We start from the raw sequence: 17,116 nt of genomic DNA, 5'->3' as shown, positions 1-17,116 counted from the left end.
AGGACGAAGGCGGCCGCCACACCCCGTTCTTCAAGGGCTACCGTCCGCAGTTCTACTTCCGTACCACCGACATCACCGGTGCGGTCGAGCTGCCGGAAGGCGTGGAAATGGTCATGCCGGGCGACAACATCAAGATGGTCGTCACCCTGATCAACCCGGTCGCAATGGACGACGGTCTGCGCTTCGCGATCCGCGAAGGCGGCCGCACCGTCGGCGCCGGCGTGGTCTCCAAGATCATCGAGTAATCTGCTAGAATCGGCGCCCCGATGTTGCCTGGGTAGGGCATCGGGGCGTTCAACAACGGGAAAAGAGGCGCAGGACGCACCTCGTGTTCCCCAGACCAGGAAGGGTCGCGCCATTCAGGCTTTGTCAATAGGTCTCCTGTTGACGGGCGCTTTGTATGCGCGCTATACTTTTTGTCTGGGCAGATCGGGAGACCGGTCTGCCTCGATTTTTGAGGTCTATGGAAAGATCTTGGCGCCGCGCAGGACTGTGCGGCGTCCGCATTCAGGATATTCATGGGACAAGGCAACCCAGAGGCCTTGTCCGTCGCTCTTTTAACGAAGGAACCCACCGTCATGGCGGACCAAAAGATCCGAATTCGGCTGAAGGCGTTCGATCATCGTCTGATCGACCGTTCGGCCAGCGAGATCGTAGAAACGGCAAAGCGGACCGGCGCGCAAGTGCGTGGCCCGATCCCGCTGCCGACCAAGATCGAGCGCTACACCATCCTCGTCTCCCCGCACGTCGACAAGGACGCGCGTGACCAGTACGAGACCCGCACGCACAAGCGCGTGCTCGATATCGTCGACCCCAACGACAAGACCGTGGACGCGCTGATGAAGCTCGAACTGGCTGCCGGCGTCGACGTTCAGATCAAGCTGACCTGAGGACTACGACCATGACGAAGAAATATTCGTTGGGCTTCGTGGGCCGCAAGGCTGGCATGAGCCGCGTGTTCACCGAAGATGGCCAGGCCATCCCGGTGACCCTGATTGAAGCTACCCCGAACCGCATCGCGCAGATCAAGACCGTCGAATCCGACGGCTACAGCGCCGTGCAGGTGACCGTCGGCGCGCGTCGCGCTGCCCTGGTCAACAAGCCGGAAGCCGGTCACTTCGCCAAGGCGAAGGTCGAAGCCGGTCGTGGCCTGTGGGAATTCCGCGTTGAAGACGCCCAGCTCGGCGAATTCGCCGTTGGTGGCGAAGTCAAGGCGGACATCTTTGAAGTTGGCCAGAAGGTCGACGTCCAGGGTGTCACCAAGGGTAAGGGCTTCCAGGGCACCATCAAGCGCTACAACTTCCGTATGGGCGATGCAACCCACGGTAACTCGCTGTCGCATCGCGCGCCGGGTTCCTTGGGCCAGCGCCAGACCCCGGGTCGCGTTTTCCCGGGCAAGAAGATGTCCGGCCACATGGGTTCGGTGCAGCAGAGCACCCAGAACCTGGAAGTGGTGAAGGTCGATGTCGAACGTGGTCTGATCGCGATCCGTGGTGCCGTTCCGGGCGCAGCGGGTGGTGACGTGATCGTTCGTCCGGCTAGCAAGGCATAAGGAGAGATGACGATGGAACTCGTTATCACGGGTAGCAACAACAAGGTCTCGGTCTCCGATGCCGTGTTCGGTCGCGATTTCAGCGAAGATCTGGTTCACCAGGTCGTCGTTGCTTACCGCAACGCCGGTCGCGCCGGCACCAAGGCACAGAAGACTCGCTCTGAAGTGGCTGGTACCACCAAGAAGTCGAAGAAGCAGAAGGGCGGCGGCGCGCGTCATGGCGCACTGACGGCTCCGATCTTCGTCGGCGGCGGTGTCACCTTCGCGGCCAAGCCGCGCAGCTTCGAGCAGAAGGTCAACCGTAAGCAGTACCGTGCAGCCATGTGCGCGATCCTGTCCGAGCTGAACCGCCAGGGCCGTCTGACGATCGTGGAGTCCTTCGATGTCGAAGCGACCAACACCAAGTCGTTGATCGCCAAGCTGGCCGGCCTGGAAGTGGGCAAGCGTCCGCTGATCGTCACCGAAGAGGCTTCCGAGCACCTGTACCTGTCGGCACGCAACATTCCCTACGTGGAAGTGCGTGACGTCCAGGGTCTGGACCCGGTGTCGCTGGTGGGTGCCGACACGGTCGTCATCACCGCTGACGCGGTCAAGAAGGTCGAGGAGTGGCTGGCATGAACGCCAACGAGAAAATCTTCAGCGTTCTTCGCGCTCCGCGAGTCTCCGAAAAGACCGCGCGCCTGCAGGAACATTCCAACCAGTATGTCTTTGAAGTGTCGAACGAAGCGACCAAGGCCGATGTAAAGGCCGCGGTTGAGCAGCTGTTCGATGTCAAGGTCGAGTCGGTCAACGTGCTGAACGTGAAGGGCAAGAACAAGTCCTTCCGTAACCGCAACGGCCGCCGCGGCGATTGGCGCAAGGCATACGTGCGTCTCGCCGATGGCCAGTCCATCGATGTAACGGCCAAGGCCTGAGGTACATCCCATGCCATTGATGAAATTCAAGCCCACTTCCCCCGGCCGTCGTTCGGCCGTGCGCGTGGTTACGCCCGATCTGCACAAGGGCGCACCGCACGCAGCGTTGCTGGAGCCGCAGAGCAAGTCGGGTGGTCGTAACCACCACGGCCGTATCACCACCCGTCACGTTGGTGGTGGCCACAAGCAGCACTACCGCGTCATCGACTTCAAGCGCAACAAGGAAGGCATTCCGGCGCGCGTGGAACGCATCGAATACGATCCGAACCGCACCGCCCACATCGCCCTGCTGTGCTACGTCGACGGCGAGCGTCGCTACATCATCGCACCGAAGGGCCTGAAGGCCGGTGACCAGGTGATCGCGGGCTCGGATGCGCCGATCAAGACCGGCAACACCCTGCCGCTGCGCAACATCCCGGTCGGTACCACTGTCCACGGCATCGAACTGAAGCCGGGCAAGGGTGCCCAGATCGCGCGTGCCGCCGGCGCCGCCGTGCAGCTCGTCGCTCGTGAAGGCATCTACGCCACCCTGCGCCTGCGCTCGGGTGAAATGCGCAAGGTGCCGGTCGAGTGCCGCGCCACCATCGGTGAAGTCGGTAACGACGAGCACAACCTGGAAAAGCTGGGCAAGGCTGGCGCCAAGCGCTGGCGCGGTGTCCGCCCGACCGTTCGTGGTGCTGCCATGAACCCGGTTGACCATCCGCACGGCGGTGGTGAGGCGAAGGCCGGCCAGGGTAACCCGCATCCGGTCACCCCGTGGGGTGTCCCGACCAAGGGCTACAAGACGCGCCATAACAAGCGCACCCAGCAATTCATCGTCCGCGATCGTAGGGGCTAATCGACCATGGCACGTTCACTCAAGAAGGGCCCGTTCGTCGATCACCACCTCGTCAAGAAGGTGGAGGCCGCTGCGGGTAGCAAGAAGCCGATCAAGACCTGGTCGCGCCGTTCGATGATCCTGCCGGAAATGGTAGGCATCACCATCGCCGTTCATAACGGTAAGAACCACGTTCCGGTGCTCGTCAACGAGAACATGGTCGGCCACAAGCTCGGCGAATTTGCCATCACCCGGACCTTCAAGGGTCACGGTGGTGACAAGAAGTCGGGCAAGTAAGGAGAGATGACAATGGAAGCGAAAGCAATCCTGCGCTCCGCGCGCATCTCTGCGCAGAAAGCCCGTCTGGTCGCTGACCAGGTGCGCGGCCTGCCGGCCGAGCGTGCGGTCAACCTGCTGAAGTTCTCGGACAAGAAGGCTGCCCACCTGATCAAGAAGGTGGTGGAGTCGGCTATTGCCAATGCCGAGAACAACCAGGGCGCCGACGTCGACGAGCTGAAGGTTCAGACCATCATGGTAGATGAAGGTCCGACCCTGAAGCGTTTCATGGCGCGGGCGAAAGGCCGCGGCACCCGCATCCTCAAGCGCACCAGCCACATCACTGTGGTTGTGGGCGCCGGCAAGTAAGCGGAAAGGAAAACACCATGGGTCATAAAGTTCATCCGATTGGTATCCGCCTCGGCATTTCCAAGGACTGGAACTCCAAGTGGTACGCCAACAAGGCCGAGTTCGCTGGTTACCTGGCGGCCGACCTGAAGGTGCGGGACATGCTGCGCAAGAAGCTCGCGCAGGCCGGCATCAGCAAGATCCTGATCGAGCGTCCGGCCAAGACCGCTCGCGTGACGATCCACACCGCCCGTCCGGGCGTGGTGATCGGCAAGCGCGGTGAGGACATCGAGAAGCTGCGCAAGGAAGTGAGCGAAATGATGGGCGTCCCGGCGCACATCAACGTCACCGAAGTGCGCAAGCCCGAGCTGGACGCGCAGCTGGTTGCCGAGTCGATCGCGCAGCAGCTGGAGCGTCGCATCATGTTCCGCCGTGCAATGAAGCGCTCGGTCGGCAACGCGATGCGTCTGGGTGCCCTGGGCATCAAGGTCAACGTCGGTGGCCGCCTCAACGGTGCTGAAATCGCCCGTTCGGAGTGGTACCGCGAAGGCCGCGTGCCGCTGCACACGCTGCGTGCCGACATCGACTATGGCTTCGCTGAAGCCAAGACGACCTACGGCATCATCGGCATCAAGGTCTGGATCTACAAGGGCGAGGTTTTCGATTTCTCCCAGGTTGGCCAGGAAAAGCAGGACGACTCCCCGCGCAACGATCGTAACGATCGCGGCGACCGTGGTGACCGTCAGCGCCCGGCCCGTGAAGCGAGGTAACGACAATGTTGCAACCCAAGCGAACCAAGTACCGCAAGGTACACAAGGGCCGTAACGATGGCCTGAGCTGGAGCGCCAACGCTGTCAGCTTCGGCGAGTACGGCCTGAAGGCAACCGCTCATGGTCAGCTGACCGCGCGTCAGATCGAAGCGGCTCGCCGTTCGATCAGCCGCTACGTCAAGCGCGGCGGCAAGATGTGGATCCGAGTGTTCCCCGACAAGCCGATCACCAAGAAGCCCATCGAAGTCCGAATGGGTTCTGGTAAGGGCAACGTGGAGTACTGGGTCGCCCAGATCCAGCCCGGCCGCATGATCTATGAAATTGAAGGTGTGGATGAAAGCGTGGCTCGCGAGGCGTTCCGCCTGGCAGCTGCCAAGCTCTCCGTGACCACCACCTTCGTGACCCGGACGGTGATGTAATGGATATCAAACAACTTCGCGAAAAGTCGGCTGACGATCTGAAGGCCCACCTGACCGACCTGCGTAAGGAGCAGTTCTCGCTCCGTATGCAGCAGGTTACCGGCCAGCTGCCGAAGACTCACGAAACCCGCCGGGTCCGCCGCGAGATTGCTCGCGTCAAGACCCTGCTCGGCAGCACCAAGTAAGGATGGCCGCGATGAGCGACAATACTGAAAACAAGACGCTGCGCACGGTCGAAGGCCGTGTCGTCAGCAACAAGATGGACAAGACGGTCACCGTGTTGGTGGAACGCCTGGTCAAGCACGCCCTGTACGGCAAGTACATCAAGCGTTCGACCAAGCTGCACGCCCACGACGCCGACAATGCCTGCAACGAAGGCGATGTCGTCCGCGTGACCGAGATTGCTCCGATGTCCAAGACCAAGAACTGGCGCGTGGTGGAAGTCATCACGCGTGCGGCTGAATAAGGAGATCTGAATCATGATCCAGATGCAGAGCTACCTCGAGGTCGCGGACAATTCCGGTGCCAAGGAAGTGATGTGCATCAAGGTGCTGGGCGGCTCCAAGCGTCGCTACGCCCACATCGGTGACATCATCAAGGTCACCGTGAAGGATGCGATCCCGCGCGGCAAGGTCAAGAAGGGTGAAGTGTTCGACGCCGTCGTGGTGCGTACCCGCAAGGGTGTGCGTCGCGCCGACGGTTCGCTGATCCGTTTTGACGCCAACGCCGCGGTCCTGCTCAACAACAAGCAAGAGCCGATCGGCACCCGCATCTTCGGACCGGTGACGCGTGAACTTCGTTCCGAGAAGTTCATGAAGATCGTCTCGCTCGCTCCCGAAGTGCTGTGAGCGACAGGAGATAATCATGGCTAACCGTATCAAGAAGGGCGACCAGGTCGTCGTCAACACCGGCAAGGACAAGGGCAAGCAGGGCGAAGTCGTCCGCGTCGACGGCGATCGTGTGATCGTCGCCAACGTGAACATCGTCAAGCGCCACACCAAGCCGAATCCGCAGGCAGGCGTTGCCGGCGGCGTGGTCGAGCGTGAAGCGTCGATCCATATTTCCAACGTGAACGTGCTCAACCCGGCTTCGGGCAAGGGCGAACGCGTTGGTTTCAAGGTGCTGGAGGATGGACGCAAACTGCGTGTGTTCCGCTCCAGCGGTGAGGCGCTCGACGCCTGAGGATGCGCTGATGAATACCCGTCTCGAAAAGTTCTACAAGGAAGAAGTGGTGCCGGCGCTGATGAAGCAGTTCGGCTACACCAATCCGATGCAGGTTCCGAAGCTGGTCAAGGTCACCCTGAACATGGGTGTCGGCGAAGCAGCCACGAACAAGAAGATCCTGGAAAACGCCGTCGCCGACATGGCCAAGGTCTCCGGCCAGAAGCCGGTCGTGACCAAGTCCCGCGTCTCGGTGGCTTCGTTCAAGATCCGCGATGGTTGGCCGATCGGCTGCAAGACCACGCTGCGTCGTGAAAAGATGTATGAGTTCCTGGACCGCCTGATCAACATCTCGCTGCCGCGCGTGCGCGACTTCCGCGGTGTCTCGGGTCGTTCCTTCGACGGTCGTGGCAACTTCAACATGGGTGTGAAGGAACAGATCATCTTCCCGGAAATCGACTTCGACGCTGTCGACGCGATCCGCGGCATGGATATCGCCATCACCACCACCGCCAAGACCGACGCGGAAGCGAAGGCGCTGCTCGCAGCGTTCAAGTTCCCGTTCCGTAACTGATACGTCGAGGAATCCGAAATGGCAAAGACCTCCATGGTCAACCGCGATCTGAAGCGTGCCAAGCTGGCCGCCAAGTACGCCGGTAAGCGTGAAGAGCTGAAGAAGATCATCTCCAGCCCGACCGCTTCGTACGACGAAAAGGCTGACGCCGTGGTCAAGTTGCAGAAGCTGCCGCGCGATTCGTCGCCGAGCCGCCACCGCAACCGCTGCGAACTGTCCGGCCGCCCGCGTGGCGTTTACAGCAAGTTCGGCCTCGGCCGCAACAAGCTGCGTGAAGCCACCATGCGTGGTGACGTGCCGGGCCTGCGCAAGGCCAGCTGGTAAGGGATTCGTCCCGGAACCTGCTTCGCATCCCCAGGGTGCGGAGCAGGGGGACCAACCGGTTCATTCAGGTTTGTCCCCAATTGAAGAGTCCGGCGCAAGTCGGGCTCTTTTTGCCGTATACTCCCGCGTCTTGCCTTTTCACAGGGGCGAGGGTAGGGCGGGCCGCCGGTCCGCCGGTCACTATGTGAAGGGTACTGGCCCCTCCCAGGAACACAGCAAGATTTTCGCGAAAGCGGATATCGGTGCACTCAAAGGTATCGACTATGAGCATGACTGATCCCATCGCCGACCTGCTGGTACGCATCAAGAATGCGGCCGCGGTTGGCAAGCAGACGGTGAAGGCACCGTCCTCCAAGATCAAGGTTGCAATCGCAGAAGTGTTGAAGGCCGAAGGCTACATCACCGACCTGCGCGTGACCAAGACCGAGAACAACAAGGCCGAGCTTGAAATCGTCCTGAAGTATTTCGAAGGCAAGCCGGTCATCGAGACCCTGAAGCGCTTCTCGCGTTCGGGTCTGCGTCAGTACCGCGGCAAGTCCGAGCTGCCGAAGGTCCTCAATGGCCTGGGCATCTCCATCATCTCCACCTCCAAGGGCATCATGACTGATGCGCAGGCGCGCCAGCTGGGCGTCGGCGGCGAAGTCCTGTGCTTCGTGGCCTAAGGCGAGAAGGAAACTACTATGTCCCGCGTAGCCAAGAAGCCGGTCAACCTGCCCAAGGGCGTTGAACTGAACATCCAGCCGGAATCCGTCAGTGTGAAGGGCCCGAAGGGCACCCTGTCGCTGCCGAAGGTCGCTGGCGTCGAAATCACCGTTGAAAACGGCGTTGCCAACCTGGCCGCCAACGATCCGTCGCTGACTGCCCTCACCGGCACCGTGCGCGCGATCCTGGCCAACATGGTCCACGGCGTCACCGAAGGCTTCGAGCGCAAGCTCGAGCTGGTCGGCGTCGGTTACCGTGCCGCCATGCAGGGCAAGGACCTGAACCTGTCGCTCGGTTTCTCGCACCCGGTGGTGTTCGTGGCGCCGGAAGGCATCACCCTGTCGACTCCGACCCAGACCGAAATCGTGGTCCAGGGCACGGACAAGCAGCAGGTGGGCGAAGTTGCCGCCAAGATCCGTGGTTACCGTCCGCCGGAGCCCTACAAGGGCAAGGGTGTGAAGTACGCCGGCGAAGTCATCATTCGTAAGGAAGCCAAGAAGGCCTGATTCAGGTCCTCAGCTTTCAAGGAAAAAGATAATGAACAAGAACATCGCTCGCCTGCGTCGTGCCAAGTCGACCCGTGCACACATCCGCGAACTCGGCGTGCCGCGTCTGTCGGTGCTGCGCACCGGTCAGCACCTGTACGCCCAGGTCTTCACCGCCGACGGCTCCAAGGTGCTGGCAGCTGCCAACACCACCCAGGCCGACGTCAAGGAAGGTCTGAAGAACGGCAAGAACAGCGACGCCGCCGCCAAGGTTGGCAAGCTGGTCGCCGAGCGCGCCAAGGCTGCGGGCATCGAGAAGGTCGCTTTCGACCGCTCGGGCTACCGTTACCACGGCCGCATCAAGGCGCTGGCCGATGCAGCCCGCGAAGGCGGCCTGCAGTTCTAAGGGATAAGGAAGCGGGGCATGTCCCCGCTTCCGCCTGCCTGCCGGCGCGGGTTGCGCCGGGCGACGTCCTTCTTATGCAGGGGCGCTCGATCCACCGCTTCATCTCACAGCTATAAGCGGCCCCGAGCCGTACATACTCAATCAATCAAGGAATCAACATGGCAGAAGAACGTCAGCCGCGGGGTCGCGATCGCGATCGCAACCGCGAAGAGAAAGTCGACGACGGCATGATCGAGAAGCTGGTCGCGGTCAACCGCGTCAGCAAGACCGTCAAGGGCGGTCGCCAGTTCACCTTCACCGCACTGACCGTGGTTGGTGATGGCGAAGGCAAGGTCGGTTTCGGTTACGGCAAGGCGCGCGAAGTGCCGGTCGCGATCCAGAAGTCGATGGAGCAGGCCCGCAAGAACCTGGCCACCGTCGATCTGAACAACGGCACCCTGTGGCACCCGGTGAAGGCCGGCCACGGCGCAGCCCGCGTGTTCATGATGCCGGCGTCGGAAGGTACCGGTGTCATCGCCGGCGGCGCCATGCGCGCTGTGCTGGAAGCCGTTGGCGTGAAGAACGTGCTGGCCAAGGCGGTCGGTTCGCGTAACCCGATCAATCTGGTTCGCGCCACGCTGAAGGGCCTGACCGACATGCAGTCGCCGGTCCGCATTGCGGCCAAGCGCGGCAAGAAGGTGGAGGATCTCAATCATGGCTAATGAAACCGCCAAGACCGTGAAGGTCCGCCTGGTGCGTGGCCTGCGTGGCACCCAGTCGCGTCACCGCCTGTCGGTGCGTGCGCTGGGCCTGAACAAGCTCAATGATGTGCGTGAACTGAAGGACAGCCCGCAGGTTCGCGGCCTGATCAACAAGGTTCAGTACCTCGTCCAGGTTGAGGAATAATCCAATGACCATGCATCTCAATGAACTGAGCCCGGCGCCGGGCGCGCGCAAAGAGCGCACCCGCGTGGGCCGTGGTATCGGCTCGGGCCTGGGCAAGACCTGTGGCCGCGGCCACAAGGGTTCGTTCGCCCGCAAGGGTGGCGGCAAGATCAAGGCAGGCTTCGAAGGCGGCCAGACCCCCATGCAGCGTCGTCTGCCGAAGGTCGGTTTCCGTTCCAAGATCGCCAAGGACACTGCTGAAGTCCTGTCGTACCACCTGGACAAGCTGGAGGCCGGTGAGGTCGATTTCGCCGCGCTGCGCGCTGCGAAGCTGGTCCCGAGCACGGCCAAGAAGGCCAAGATCGTCATGAAGGGCGGCCTGACCAAGGCCTTCACCCTGAAGGGCATCGCAGCAACGGCCGGTGCCAAGGCCGCGATCGAAGCTGCCGGCGGCAGCGTACAGGAGTAAGACATGGCGCAAGCTGGCATTGGTAACCTCGGCGGCGGGCTCGGCAAGTTCACGGAACTTCGCCAGCGTCTGCTGTTCGTCCTCGGGGCTTTGGCTGTCTATCGCATCGGCTGTTATGTGCCGGTGCCGGGCGTCAATCCCGATGCCATGCTTGCGCTCATGCAGGCGCAGGGCGGCGGCATCGTGGACATGTTCAACATGTTCTCGGGCGGCGCCCTGCACCGTTTCAGCATTTTCGCGCTGAACGTCATGCCGTACATTTCGGCATCGATCGTGATGCAGCTGGCGGTCCATATCTTCCCGGCATTGAAGGCGATGCAGAAGGAAGGCGAATCGGGCCGTCGCAAGATCACCCAGTATTCCCGCATCGGCGCCGTGTTCCTGGCGGTGGTGCAGGGCGGCAGCATCGCGCTGGCGCTGCAGAACCAGCTGTCCCCGAGCGGTGCGCCCGTGGTCTACGCGCCTGGCATGGGCTTTGTGCTCACGGCCGTGGTCGCGCTGACCGCCGGCACCATCTTCCTGATGTGGGTCGGTGAGCAGGTCACCGAGCGTGGCATCGGCAATGGTGTGTCGCTGATCATCTTCGCCGGCATCGTCGCCGGCCTGCCTGGCGCGGTCATCCACACCCTGGAAGCCTACCGCGAGGGCAACATGAGCTTCATCGCCCTGCTGCTGATCGTGCTGGTGGTGTTGGCCTTCACCTACTTCGTGGTGTTCGTCGAACGCGGCCAGCGCCGCATCACGGTGAACTATGCACGTCGGCAGGGCGGCCGCAACGCGTACATGAACCAGACCTCGTTCCTGCCGCTGAAGCTGAACATGGCGGGCGTGATTCCGGCCATCTTCGCCTCCAGCATCCTGGCGTTCCCGACGACCCTGGCAATGTGGTCCGGCCAGGCCAGTTCGGCCACGTGGCTGCAGAAGGTTGCCAGCGCCCTTGGGCCGGGCGAGCCGCTGCACATGATCGTCTTCGCCGCGCTGATCACCGGTTTCGCGTTCTTCTATACCGCGCTGGTGTTCAACTCGCAGGAAACCGCCGACAACCTGAAGAAGTCCGGCGCACTGATTCCGGGCATCCGCCCGGGCAAGGCCACCGCCGATTACATCGACGGCGTGCTGACCCGCCTGACGGCCGCCGGCTCGCTGTACCTGGTGATCGTGTGTCTGCTGCCGGAAATCATGCGGACCCAGCTCGGCGCGTCGTTCTACTTCGGTGGTACCTCGCTGCTGATCGTGGTGGTGGTGGTGATGGACTTCATTGCCCAGATCCAGGCGCACCTGATGTCGCACCAGTATGAGAGCCTGTTGAAGAAGGCCAACCTGAAGGGCGGCAACCGCGGCGGTTTTGCCCGCGGCTGATTCACCTGTTACACTTGTCTTCTTGTTGCGAAGGCCCTCCGGTTCCCGGACCTGGCCTTCCAAATCGAAGGGCGGCCCCCGCAGCGGTCTCGGGTGGGGGTGAGATGTGGTGGTCCCGCGCGGGAGTAGCGCGGGCGGCGGCGAGGGCAACCTCTGCAGTCAACGACATCCGGCGCCGGAGCATGGGCACACTCCCCATGCCGGGTTCATGAAACCTTCGTGGTTTCACGGGCTTCCAAGTAAACCGAGACCTTGATAGAATCGCTAGTTCACTTTTTTGATCCATCCTGCCGGATTGGCGCGCCCGTGGTGCGCTGTCGGCCATCACTCAGCTGGAGAACCGCGTCATGGCGCGTATTGCAGGCGTCAACCTGCCAGCCCAGAAGCACGTCTGGGTCGGGTTGCAAAGCATTTACGGCATCGGCCGTACCCGTTCGAAGAAGGTCTGCGACGCCGCAGGCGTGACCTCGACCACCAAGATCCGCGATCTGTCGGAGCCGGAAATCGAGCGTCTGCGCTCGGAAGTGGCCAAGTACATCGTGGAAGGCGATCTGCGCCGTGAAATCGGTATCGCGATCAAGCGCCTGATGGATCTGGGCTGCTACCGCGGTCTGCGTCACCGTCGCGGCCTGCCGCTGCGTGGCCAGCGCACCCGTACCAACGCCCGCACCCGCAAGGGCCCGCGCAAGGCGATCAGGAAGTAAGGGACCTAAGAAATGGCTAAGCCCGTCGCTAAGACCAAGAAGAAGATCAAGCGCGTCGTCACTGACGGCGTTGCCCACGTCCACGCTTCTTTCAACAACACCATCGTGACCATCACCGACCGTCAGGGCAACGCTCTGTCGTGGGCGACCTCCGGTGGCGCTGGCTTCCGCGGTTCGCGCAAGTCCACCCCGTTCGCTGCCCAGGTGGCTGCCGAGAAGGCCGGCCGTGCCGCGCTCGACTACGGCGTCAAGTCCCTGGAAGTCCGCATCAAGGGCCCGGGTCCGGGTCGTGAGTCGGCCGTGCGCTCGCTGAACAACGTGGGCTACAAGATCACCAACATCATCGACGTGACGCCTATCCCGCACAACGGGTGCCGTCCGCCGAAGAAGCGTCGCGTCTAAAGGAGCGATAAGAAATGGCTCGTTATATCGGTCCTACCTGTAAGCTCGCCCGCCGCGAAGGCGCCGACCTTTCCCTCAAGAGCCCGGCGCGTGCGCTGGACTCCAAGTGCAAGCTGGAGCAGAAGCCCGGCCAGCACGGCGCGACCGCCCGCAAGGGCAAGCTGTCCGACTACGCCACCCAGCTGCGTGAAAAGCAGAAGGTCAAGCGTATCTACGGCCTGCTGGAGCGTCAGTTCCGCAACTACTACAAGAAGGCCTCGACCAAGAAGGGCAACACCGGCGAGAACCTGCTGCAGCTGTTGGAAACCCGCCTGGACAACGTCGTCTATCGCATGGGCTTCGCTGTGACCCGTCCGGCTGCGCGTCAGCTGGTTTCGCACCGCGGCGTCACCGTGAACGGCAAGTCGGTCAACCTGGCTTCGTACCAGGTCAAGGCTGGCGACGCCGTCGCTCTGTCCGAGAAGGCTGCCAAGCAGCTGCGCGTTCAGGAAGCCCTGACCGTTGCCGCCCAGCACGACCTGCGTCCGTCGTGGGTTGAAGTGGATTCCGGCAAGTTCGCCGGCATCTTCAAGGCTGTGCCGGATCGTGCGGACCTGCCTGCGGATATCAACGAAGCGCTGATCGTCGAGTTGTATTCGAAGTAATTCACATTGGAGAATCCCCGGCGACGGCCGGGGATTCACTAGGAGAACCCGCAACATGACGGTTACCGCCAACCAGGTTCTGCGTCCTCGCGGTCCGCAGATCGAACGCCTTACCGACACCCGCGCCAAGGTCGTTATCGAGCCCTTGGAGCGTGGTTACGGGCATACGCTGGGCAATGCCCTGCGTCGCGTGCTGCTGTCGTCCATCCCGGGCTTCGCCATCACGGAAGTCGAGATCGACGGCGTGCTGCACGAGTACACCACGCTCGAAGGCTTGCAGGAGGACGTGCTGGAAGTCCTGCTCAACCTGAAGGACGTGGCCATCCGTATGCATACCGGTGACAGCGCCACGCTGTCGCTGTCCAAGCAGGGTCCGGGTGTTGTGACCGCTGCCGATATCAAGGTCGACCACAACGTCGAGATCCTCAACAACGACCATATCATTTGCCACCTGACCAAGGACACGGCAATCAATATGCGTCTGAAGATCGAGCGTGGCTTCGGCTACCAGCCGGCGGCCGCGCGTCGTCGTCCGGACGAAGAAACCCGTGCCATCGGTCGTCTGGTCCTGGACGCCTCGTTCTCGCCGGTCCGTCGCGTCGCCTATTCGGTGGAAGCGGCCCGCGTCGAACAGCGTACCGACCTGGACAAGCTGGTCCTGGATATCGAAACCAACGGCACGATCGATGCCGAGGAAGCCGTGCGCACCGCCGCCGACATCCTCAGCGATCAGCTGTCGGTGTTCGGTGACTTCACCCACCGCGACCGCGGTGCGGCCAAGCCGGCCAACAACGGCGTGGATCCGGTGCTGCTGCGCCCGATCGACGACCTGGAACTGACCGTGCGTTCGGCCAACTGCCTGAAGGCAGAGAGCATTTACTACATCGGCGATCTGATCCAGAAGACCGAAGTGGAACTGCTCAAGACCCCGAACCTCGGCAAGAAGTCGCTGACCGAGATCAAGGAAGTCCTCGCACAGCGCGGTCTTTCGCTCGGCATGAAGCTGGAGAACTGGCCGCCGGCCGGTGTCGCCCAGCACGGCATGCTCGGCTGATCCAGCGCTACGCAAGATGCTTGACCCCGCACCTTCGGGTGCGGGGGCTTCACCCGCAACACCTCGCATCGACAGGCCCATAGCCTGCGGTGACGGTCGGCCAGGAGGGCCGGCACCGGACCATCCGCAGTCCAAGCAGCAACGCCGGGAAGGCGACAGCGAAACCCAACCGATCCAACATTCACTTCAGGAATCACCGTCATGCGTCATATGAAATCCGGTCGCAAGTTCAACCGTACCAGCGCCCATCGCGAAGCAATGTTCAAGAACATGGCCGCGTCGCTGTTCAAGCACGAGTTGATCAAGACCACCCTGCCGAAGGCCAAGGAACTGCGCCGCGTCGCCGAGCCGCTGATCACCCTGGCCAAGGTCGACTCCGTCGCCAACCGCCGTCTGGCCTTCGCCCGTCTGCGCGACCAGGAAGCCGTCGGCAACCTGTTCACCATCCTGGGCCCGCGCTACGCGACCCGTCCGGGTGGCTATCTGCGTCTGCTGAAGTGCGGCTTCCGCGCTGGCGACAACGCGCCGATGGCCTACGTGGAACTGGTGGACCGTCCGGCCGTGGCTGAAGCCGTCGAAGAGTAATCGACGCGCAACACCCGTTATTCGGTGAAGAACCCGGCCTCGTGCCGGGTTTTTCCGTTTTCGGGTGCTGAAGACGGAAGCAACCTCCCCCGTTGGGCGTCTGGCGTCCCGGGGCGCTGACCTGCGGCGACGCGTGGTGGTTGGCGTCTGGCTTCCATCCGGAACACGCTGTCTGGTCGGCTGGGCCGATGGTCGGCGGCAGAGGGGCGTGAGGGCCTGTTAATCTTGGCGTCTGGACGTTCACGAGTGTTGGCAATGAATCCACTGCGTTGGAGTTACCGTGCCCAGTTCCTGCTGGGCTTCCTGGTCTGCGTTGGCCTGCTCGCCTACGCGATCTTCCTGCAGCTCAAGATCGGCCTTGAGCCGTGCCCGCTGTGCATCTTCCAGCGGCTGGCGTTTGCCGCGCTGGGTCTGCTGTTCCTGATCGGGGCGTTGCATGGCCCGCGTGAGCGCGCGGGGCGCGCGACGTACGGCGTCCTGGCCTTCATTGCCGCTGCGGTGGGAATCGGCATTGCCGGGCGCCATGTCTATGTGCAGCTGCTGCCCAAGGACATGGGGTCGAGCTGCGGCCCGCCGCTGGCCTTTCTCAGCGAGACGATGGGACCGCTGGAAGTGTTCCGCACCGTGCTGACCGGTACCGGTGACTGCGGCAATATCGATTGGCAGTTCCTGGGGCTGACCATGCCGATGTGGAGCCTGGTGTGGTTCGTGCTGCTCGCTGCCTGGGCGTTGTTCGCCTCATTCCGTCGCCCCGCGCGACGTAGCTGATTCCCCTGATTGCTCTACCCCCCACTGGATATACCGATGAATGCTGCCGACCCCGCCACTGCCCCCGCCATGCTGCCGACCGACTGGTCGCCGGAGAGCTGGCGCGGCAGGCCGGCCCTGCAGATGCCGACCTATCCCGATCCGGTGGCGCTGGATGCGGCGTTGCATGAGCTCAAGCGCCTGCCACCATTGGTCACGTCGTGGGAAATCCTGGCGCTGAAGCAGCAGCTCGCCGAGGCCCAGGAGGGCAAGCGCTTCCTGCTGCAGGGCGGCGACTGTGCCGAGAACTTCAGCGACTGCGAGTCCACCACCATTTCCAACCGGCTCAAGGTGCTGCTGCAGATGAGCCTGGTGCTGGTGCATGGGCTGCGCAAGCCGGTGACGCGGGTGGGGCGCTTTGCCGGGCAGTACGCCAAGCCGCGCTCGGCCGATACCGAAACGCGCGATGGGGTCACATTGCCCAGCTACCGCGGCGATGTGATCAATGCGCCGGAGTTCACTGAGGCGGCGCGGCTGCCGGACCCGCGGCGGATGCTGCAGGCGCATGCGCACTCGGCGATGACCATGAACTTCGTGCGGGCGCTGATCGACGGTGGCTTCGCCGACCTGCACCACCCCGAATACTGGAACCTGGAGTGGGTCCGGCATTCGCCGCTGGCCGGTGACTACCAGAAGATGGTGGCGTCGATCGGCGATGCGGTGCGCTTCATGGAGACACTGGCCGGGTCGCAGGTGCACAACCTCAACCGGATCGATTTCTACACCTCGCACGAGGCGCTGCTGCTGCCCTACGAGCAGGCGCTGACCCGCCAGGTGCCGCGCCAGCAGGGCTGGTTGAACCTGAGCACGCACTATCCGTGGATCGGCATGCGTACGGCCGCGCTGGACGGGGCGCACGTGGAGTACCTGCGTGGTGTGCGCAACCCGATCGCGATCAAGGTGGGGCCGTCGGTGCAGCCGGATCAGCTGCTGCGTCTGATCGACGTGCTCAACCCACACGACGAACCGGGGCGCCTGAGCTTCATCCATCGCATGGGGGCGGCGCAGATCGCCGAGAAGCTGCCGCCGCTGCTGCAGGCGGTCAAGCGCGACGGCCGGCGCGTGCTGTGGGTGTGCGATGCGATGCATGGCAATACCGAAAGCACCAGCAATGGCTTCAAGACGCGTCGCTTCGACAATGTGCGCAGCGAGGTGGAGATGTCGTTCGACCTGCACGCTGCCGCCGGCACGCGTCTGGGCGGCGTGCATCTGGAGCTGACCGGTGAGGACGTGACCGAATGCACAGGCGGCGCGCGGGAGCTGACCGAGCGTGACCTGGAGCGTGCCTACCGCTCTTCGGTGGACCCGCGGTTGAACTACGAGCAGTCGCTGGAAATTGCGATGGCGATCGTGCGCAAGCAGGAGCACCACGTCGCCTGACGGCGGCGTCCACGCCCGGCTGACATCCGGGCGACATCGCGGTCATCGCCGCACCGGCATTCTGTGGTCGTCCAGACGGGATCACGGGAGCGTGCGGTGA

Annotated in this window: 30 protein-coding genes; all 30 read left to right on the top strand. The window is 62.8% G+C overall.

What is annotated here, in order from left to right; genetic code table 11:
- Positions 1-245: EF-Tu C-terminal domain-related protein (locus GDJ08_RS07630; protein WP_484600335.1), on the top strand; the 245-nt coding region annotated here is incomplete at its 5' end.
- Positions 246-578: 333 nt separating this feature from the next.
- A complete protein-coding gene (gene rpsJ / locus GDJ08_RS07625) occupies positions 579-890 on the top strand; it encodes a 30S ribosomal protein S10 (RefSeq protein ID WP_010341589.1) in 312 nt (103 codons plus the stop codon).
- Between the two features lie 11 nt (positions 891-901).
- Positions 902-1,552 (top strand): 50S ribosomal protein L3, encoded by a 651-nt coding sequence (gene rplC, locus GDJ08_RS07620; protein WP_017355405.1) that lies wholly within the window; start codon positions 902-904, stop codon positions 1,550-1,552.
- A 12-nt stretch (positions 1,553-1,564) separates the two neighbouring features.
- On the top strand, positions 1,565-2,170 hold the full coding sequence (gene rplD / locus GDJ08_RS07615; protein WP_017355406.1) for a 50S ribosomal protein L4: 606 nt from the start codon (positions 1,565-1,567) through the stop codon (positions 2,168-2,170).
- Positions 2,167-2,466, top strand: coding sequence for a 50S ribosomal protein L23 (gene rplW, locus GDJ08_RS07610; RefSeq protein WP_017355407.1), 300 nt, complete (start codon positions 2,167-2,169; stop codon positions 2,464-2,466). The genes rplD and rplW overlap by 4 nt, the downstream gene beginning before the upstream one ends.
- Positions 2,467-2,476: 10 nt before the next feature.
- Entirely contained in the window at positions 2,477-3,304 is an 828-nt protein-coding gene (gene rplB / locus GDJ08_RS07605) for a 50S ribosomal protein L2 (RefSeq protein ID WP_017355408.1), read from the top strand.
- Between the two features lie 6 nt (positions 3,305-3,310).
- Positions 3,311-3,580, top strand: a complete 270-nt coding sequence (gene rpsS, locus GDJ08_RS07600) for a 30S ribosomal protein S19 (protein WP_017355409.1) — start codon at positions 3,311-3,313, stop codon at positions 3,578-3,580.
- A 12-nt stretch (positions 3,581-3,592) separates the two neighbouring features.
- Positions 3,593-3,928: a 50S ribosomal protein L22 gene (rplV, locus tag GDJ08_RS07595; protein ID WP_017355410.1), complete on the top strand. Its 336-nt coding sequence runs from the start codon at positions 3,593-3,595 to the stop codon at positions 3,926-3,928.
- Between the two features lie 17 nt (positions 3,929-3,945).
- A complete protein-coding gene (gene rpsC / locus GDJ08_RS07590; protein ID WP_017355411.1) occupies positions 3,946-4,677 on the top strand; it encodes a 30S ribosomal protein S3 in 732 nt (243 codons plus the stop codon).
- A 5-nt stretch (positions 4,678-4,682) separates the two neighbouring features.
- Positions 4,683-5,096, top strand: coding sequence for a 50S ribosomal protein L16 (gene rplP, locus GDJ08_RS07585; protein WP_017355412.1), 414 nt, complete (start codon positions 4,683-4,685; stop codon positions 5,094-5,096).
- The gene (gene rpmC, locus GDJ08_RS07580) at positions 5,096-5,281 is read left to right on the top strand and encodes a 50S ribosomal protein L29 (protein ID WP_017355413.1); all 186 of its coding nucleotides are present in this window, start codon (positions 5,096-5,098) and stop codon (positions 5,279-5,281) included. Before rplP ends, rpmC begins: the two co-directional genes overlap by 1 nt.
- 11 nt (positions 5,282-5,292) lie before the next feature.
- Complete coding sequence (rpsQ, locus tag GDJ08_RS07575) at positions 5,293-5,562, top strand: 30S ribosomal protein S17 (RefSeq protein ID WP_017355414.1); 270 nt, start codon at positions 5,293-5,295, stop codon at positions 5,560-5,562.
- A gap of 13 nt (positions 5,563-5,575) precedes the next feature.
- Complete coding sequence (gene rplN / locus GDJ08_RS07570; protein WP_017355415.1) at positions 5,576-5,944, top strand: 50S ribosomal protein L14; 369 nt, start codon at positions 5,576-5,578, stop codon at positions 5,942-5,944.
- Positions 5,945-5,960: 16 nt separating this feature from the next.
- The gene (gene rplX, locus GDJ08_RS07565; RefSeq protein ID WP_017355416.1) at positions 5,961-6,278 is read left to right on the top strand and encodes a 50S ribosomal protein L24; all 318 of its coding nucleotides are present in this window, start codon (positions 5,961-5,963) and stop codon (positions 6,276-6,278) included.
- A gap of 10 nt (positions 6,279-6,288) precedes the next feature.
- The gene (gene rplE, locus GDJ08_RS07560) at positions 6,289-6,831 is read left to right on the top strand and encodes a 50S ribosomal protein L5 (RefSeq protein ID WP_017355417.1); all 543 of its coding nucleotides are present in this window, start codon (positions 6,289-6,291) and stop codon (positions 6,829-6,831) included.
- An 18-nt stretch (positions 6,832-6,849) separates the two neighbouring features.
- The gene (rpsN, locus tag GDJ08_RS07555; RefSeq protein WP_017355418.1) at positions 6,850-7,155 is read left to right on the top strand and encodes a 30S ribosomal protein S14; all 306 of its coding nucleotides are present in this window, start codon (positions 6,850-6,852) and stop codon (positions 7,153-7,155) included.
- A gap of 263 nt (positions 7,156-7,418) precedes the next feature.
- The gene (gene rpsH, locus GDJ08_RS07550) at positions 7,419-7,817 is read left to right on the top strand and encodes a 30S ribosomal protein S8 (protein ID WP_017355419.1); all 399 of its coding nucleotides are present in this window, start codon (positions 7,419-7,421) and stop codon (positions 7,815-7,817) included.
- A gap of 18 nt (positions 7,818-7,835) precedes the next feature.
- Positions 7,836-8,363: a 50S ribosomal protein L6 gene (gene rplF, locus GDJ08_RS07545; RefSeq protein ID WP_017355420.1), complete on the top strand. Its 528-nt coding sequence runs from the start codon at positions 7,836-7,838 to the stop codon at positions 8,361-8,363.
- A 31-nt stretch (positions 8,364-8,394) separates the two neighbouring features.
- Positions 8,395-8,748 (top strand): 50S ribosomal protein L18, encoded by a 354-nt coding sequence (rplR, locus tag GDJ08_RS07540; protein ID WP_017355421.1) that lies wholly within the window; start codon positions 8,395-8,397, stop codon positions 8,746-8,748.
- Between the two features lie 158 nt (positions 8,749-8,906).
- Positions 8,907-9,449 carry a 30S ribosomal protein S5 gene (rpsE, locus tag GDJ08_RS07535; protein ID WP_017355422.1) on the top strand — a complete coding sequence of 181 codons (543 nt, stop codon included), beginning with the start codon at positions 8,907-8,909 and terminating at the stop codon, positions 9,447-9,449.
- Complete coding sequence (gene rpmD / locus GDJ08_RS07530) at positions 9,442-9,633, top strand: 50S ribosomal protein L30 (protein ID WP_017355423.1); 192 nt, start codon at positions 9,442-9,444, stop codon at positions 9,631-9,633. Before rpsE ends, rpmD begins: the two co-directional genes overlap by 8 nt.
- A gap of 4 nt (positions 9,634-9,637) precedes the next feature.
- Positions 9,638-10,081, top strand: a complete 444-nt coding sequence (gene rplO, locus GDJ08_RS07525; RefSeq protein ID WP_017355424.1) for a 50S ribosomal protein L15 — start codon at positions 9,638-9,640, stop codon at positions 10,079-10,081.
- 3 nt (positions 10,082-10,084) lie between these two features.
- Positions 10,085-11,440, top strand: coding sequence for a preprotein translocase subunit SecY (secY, locus tag GDJ08_RS07520; protein ID WP_017355425.1), 1,356 nt, complete (start codon positions 10,085-10,087; stop codon positions 11,438-11,440).
- Between the two features lie 347 nt (positions 11,441-11,787).
- Complete coding sequence (gene rpsM, locus GDJ08_RS07515) at positions 11,788-12,144, top strand: 30S ribosomal protein S13 (protein WP_017355426.1); 357 nt, start codon at positions 11,788-11,790, stop codon at positions 12,142-12,144.
- A 12-nt stretch (positions 12,145-12,156) separates the two neighbouring features.
- Positions 12,157-12,546, top strand: coding sequence for a 30S ribosomal protein S11 (rpsK, locus tag GDJ08_RS07510; RefSeq protein WP_017355427.1), 390 nt, complete (start codon positions 12,157-12,159; stop codon positions 12,544-12,546).
- A 14-nt stretch (positions 12,547-12,560) separates the two neighbouring features.
- Entirely contained in the window at positions 12,561-13,190 is a 630-nt protein-coding gene (gene rpsD, locus GDJ08_RS07505) for a 30S ribosomal protein S4 (protein ID WP_017355428.1), read from the top strand.
- A gap of 55 nt (positions 13,191-13,245) precedes the next feature.
- Positions 13,246-14,244 carry a DNA-directed RNA polymerase subunit alpha gene (locus GDJ08_RS07500; protein ID WP_017355429.1) on the top strand — a complete coding sequence of 333 codons (999 nt, stop codon included), beginning with the start codon at positions 13,246-13,248 and terminating at the stop codon, positions 14,242-14,244.
- 201 nt (positions 14,245-14,445) lie between these two features.
- A complete protein-coding gene (gene rplQ, locus GDJ08_RS07495) occupies positions 14,446-14,829 on the top strand; it encodes a 50S ribosomal protein L17 (protein ID WP_017355430.1) in 384 nt (127 codons plus the stop codon).
- 255 nt (positions 14,830-15,084) lie between these two features.
- On the top strand, positions 15,085-15,597 hold the full coding sequence (locus GDJ08_RS07490; protein WP_017355431.1) for a disulfide bond formation protein B: 513 nt from the start codon (positions 15,085-15,087) through the stop codon (positions 15,595-15,597).
- A gap of 36 nt (positions 15,598-15,633) precedes the next feature.
- Complete coding sequence (locus GDJ08_RS07485; protein ID WP_017355432.1) at positions 15,634-17,016, top strand: class II 3-deoxy-7-phosphoheptulonate synthase; 1,383 nt, start codon at positions 15,634-15,636, stop codon at positions 17,014-17,016.
- The last annotated feature ends 100 nt before the right edge of the window (positions 17,017-17,116 follow it).

The organism is Stenotrophomonas nematodicola (genome assembly GCF_009467805.1).
In the GTDB taxonomy this organism is placed as follows: domain Bacteria; phylum Pseudomonadota; class Gammaproteobacteria; order Xanthomonadales; family Xanthomonadaceae; genus Stenotrophomonas; species Stenotrophomonas nematodicola.
This window is presented reverse-complemented; position numbering and strand designations above follow the sequence as displayed.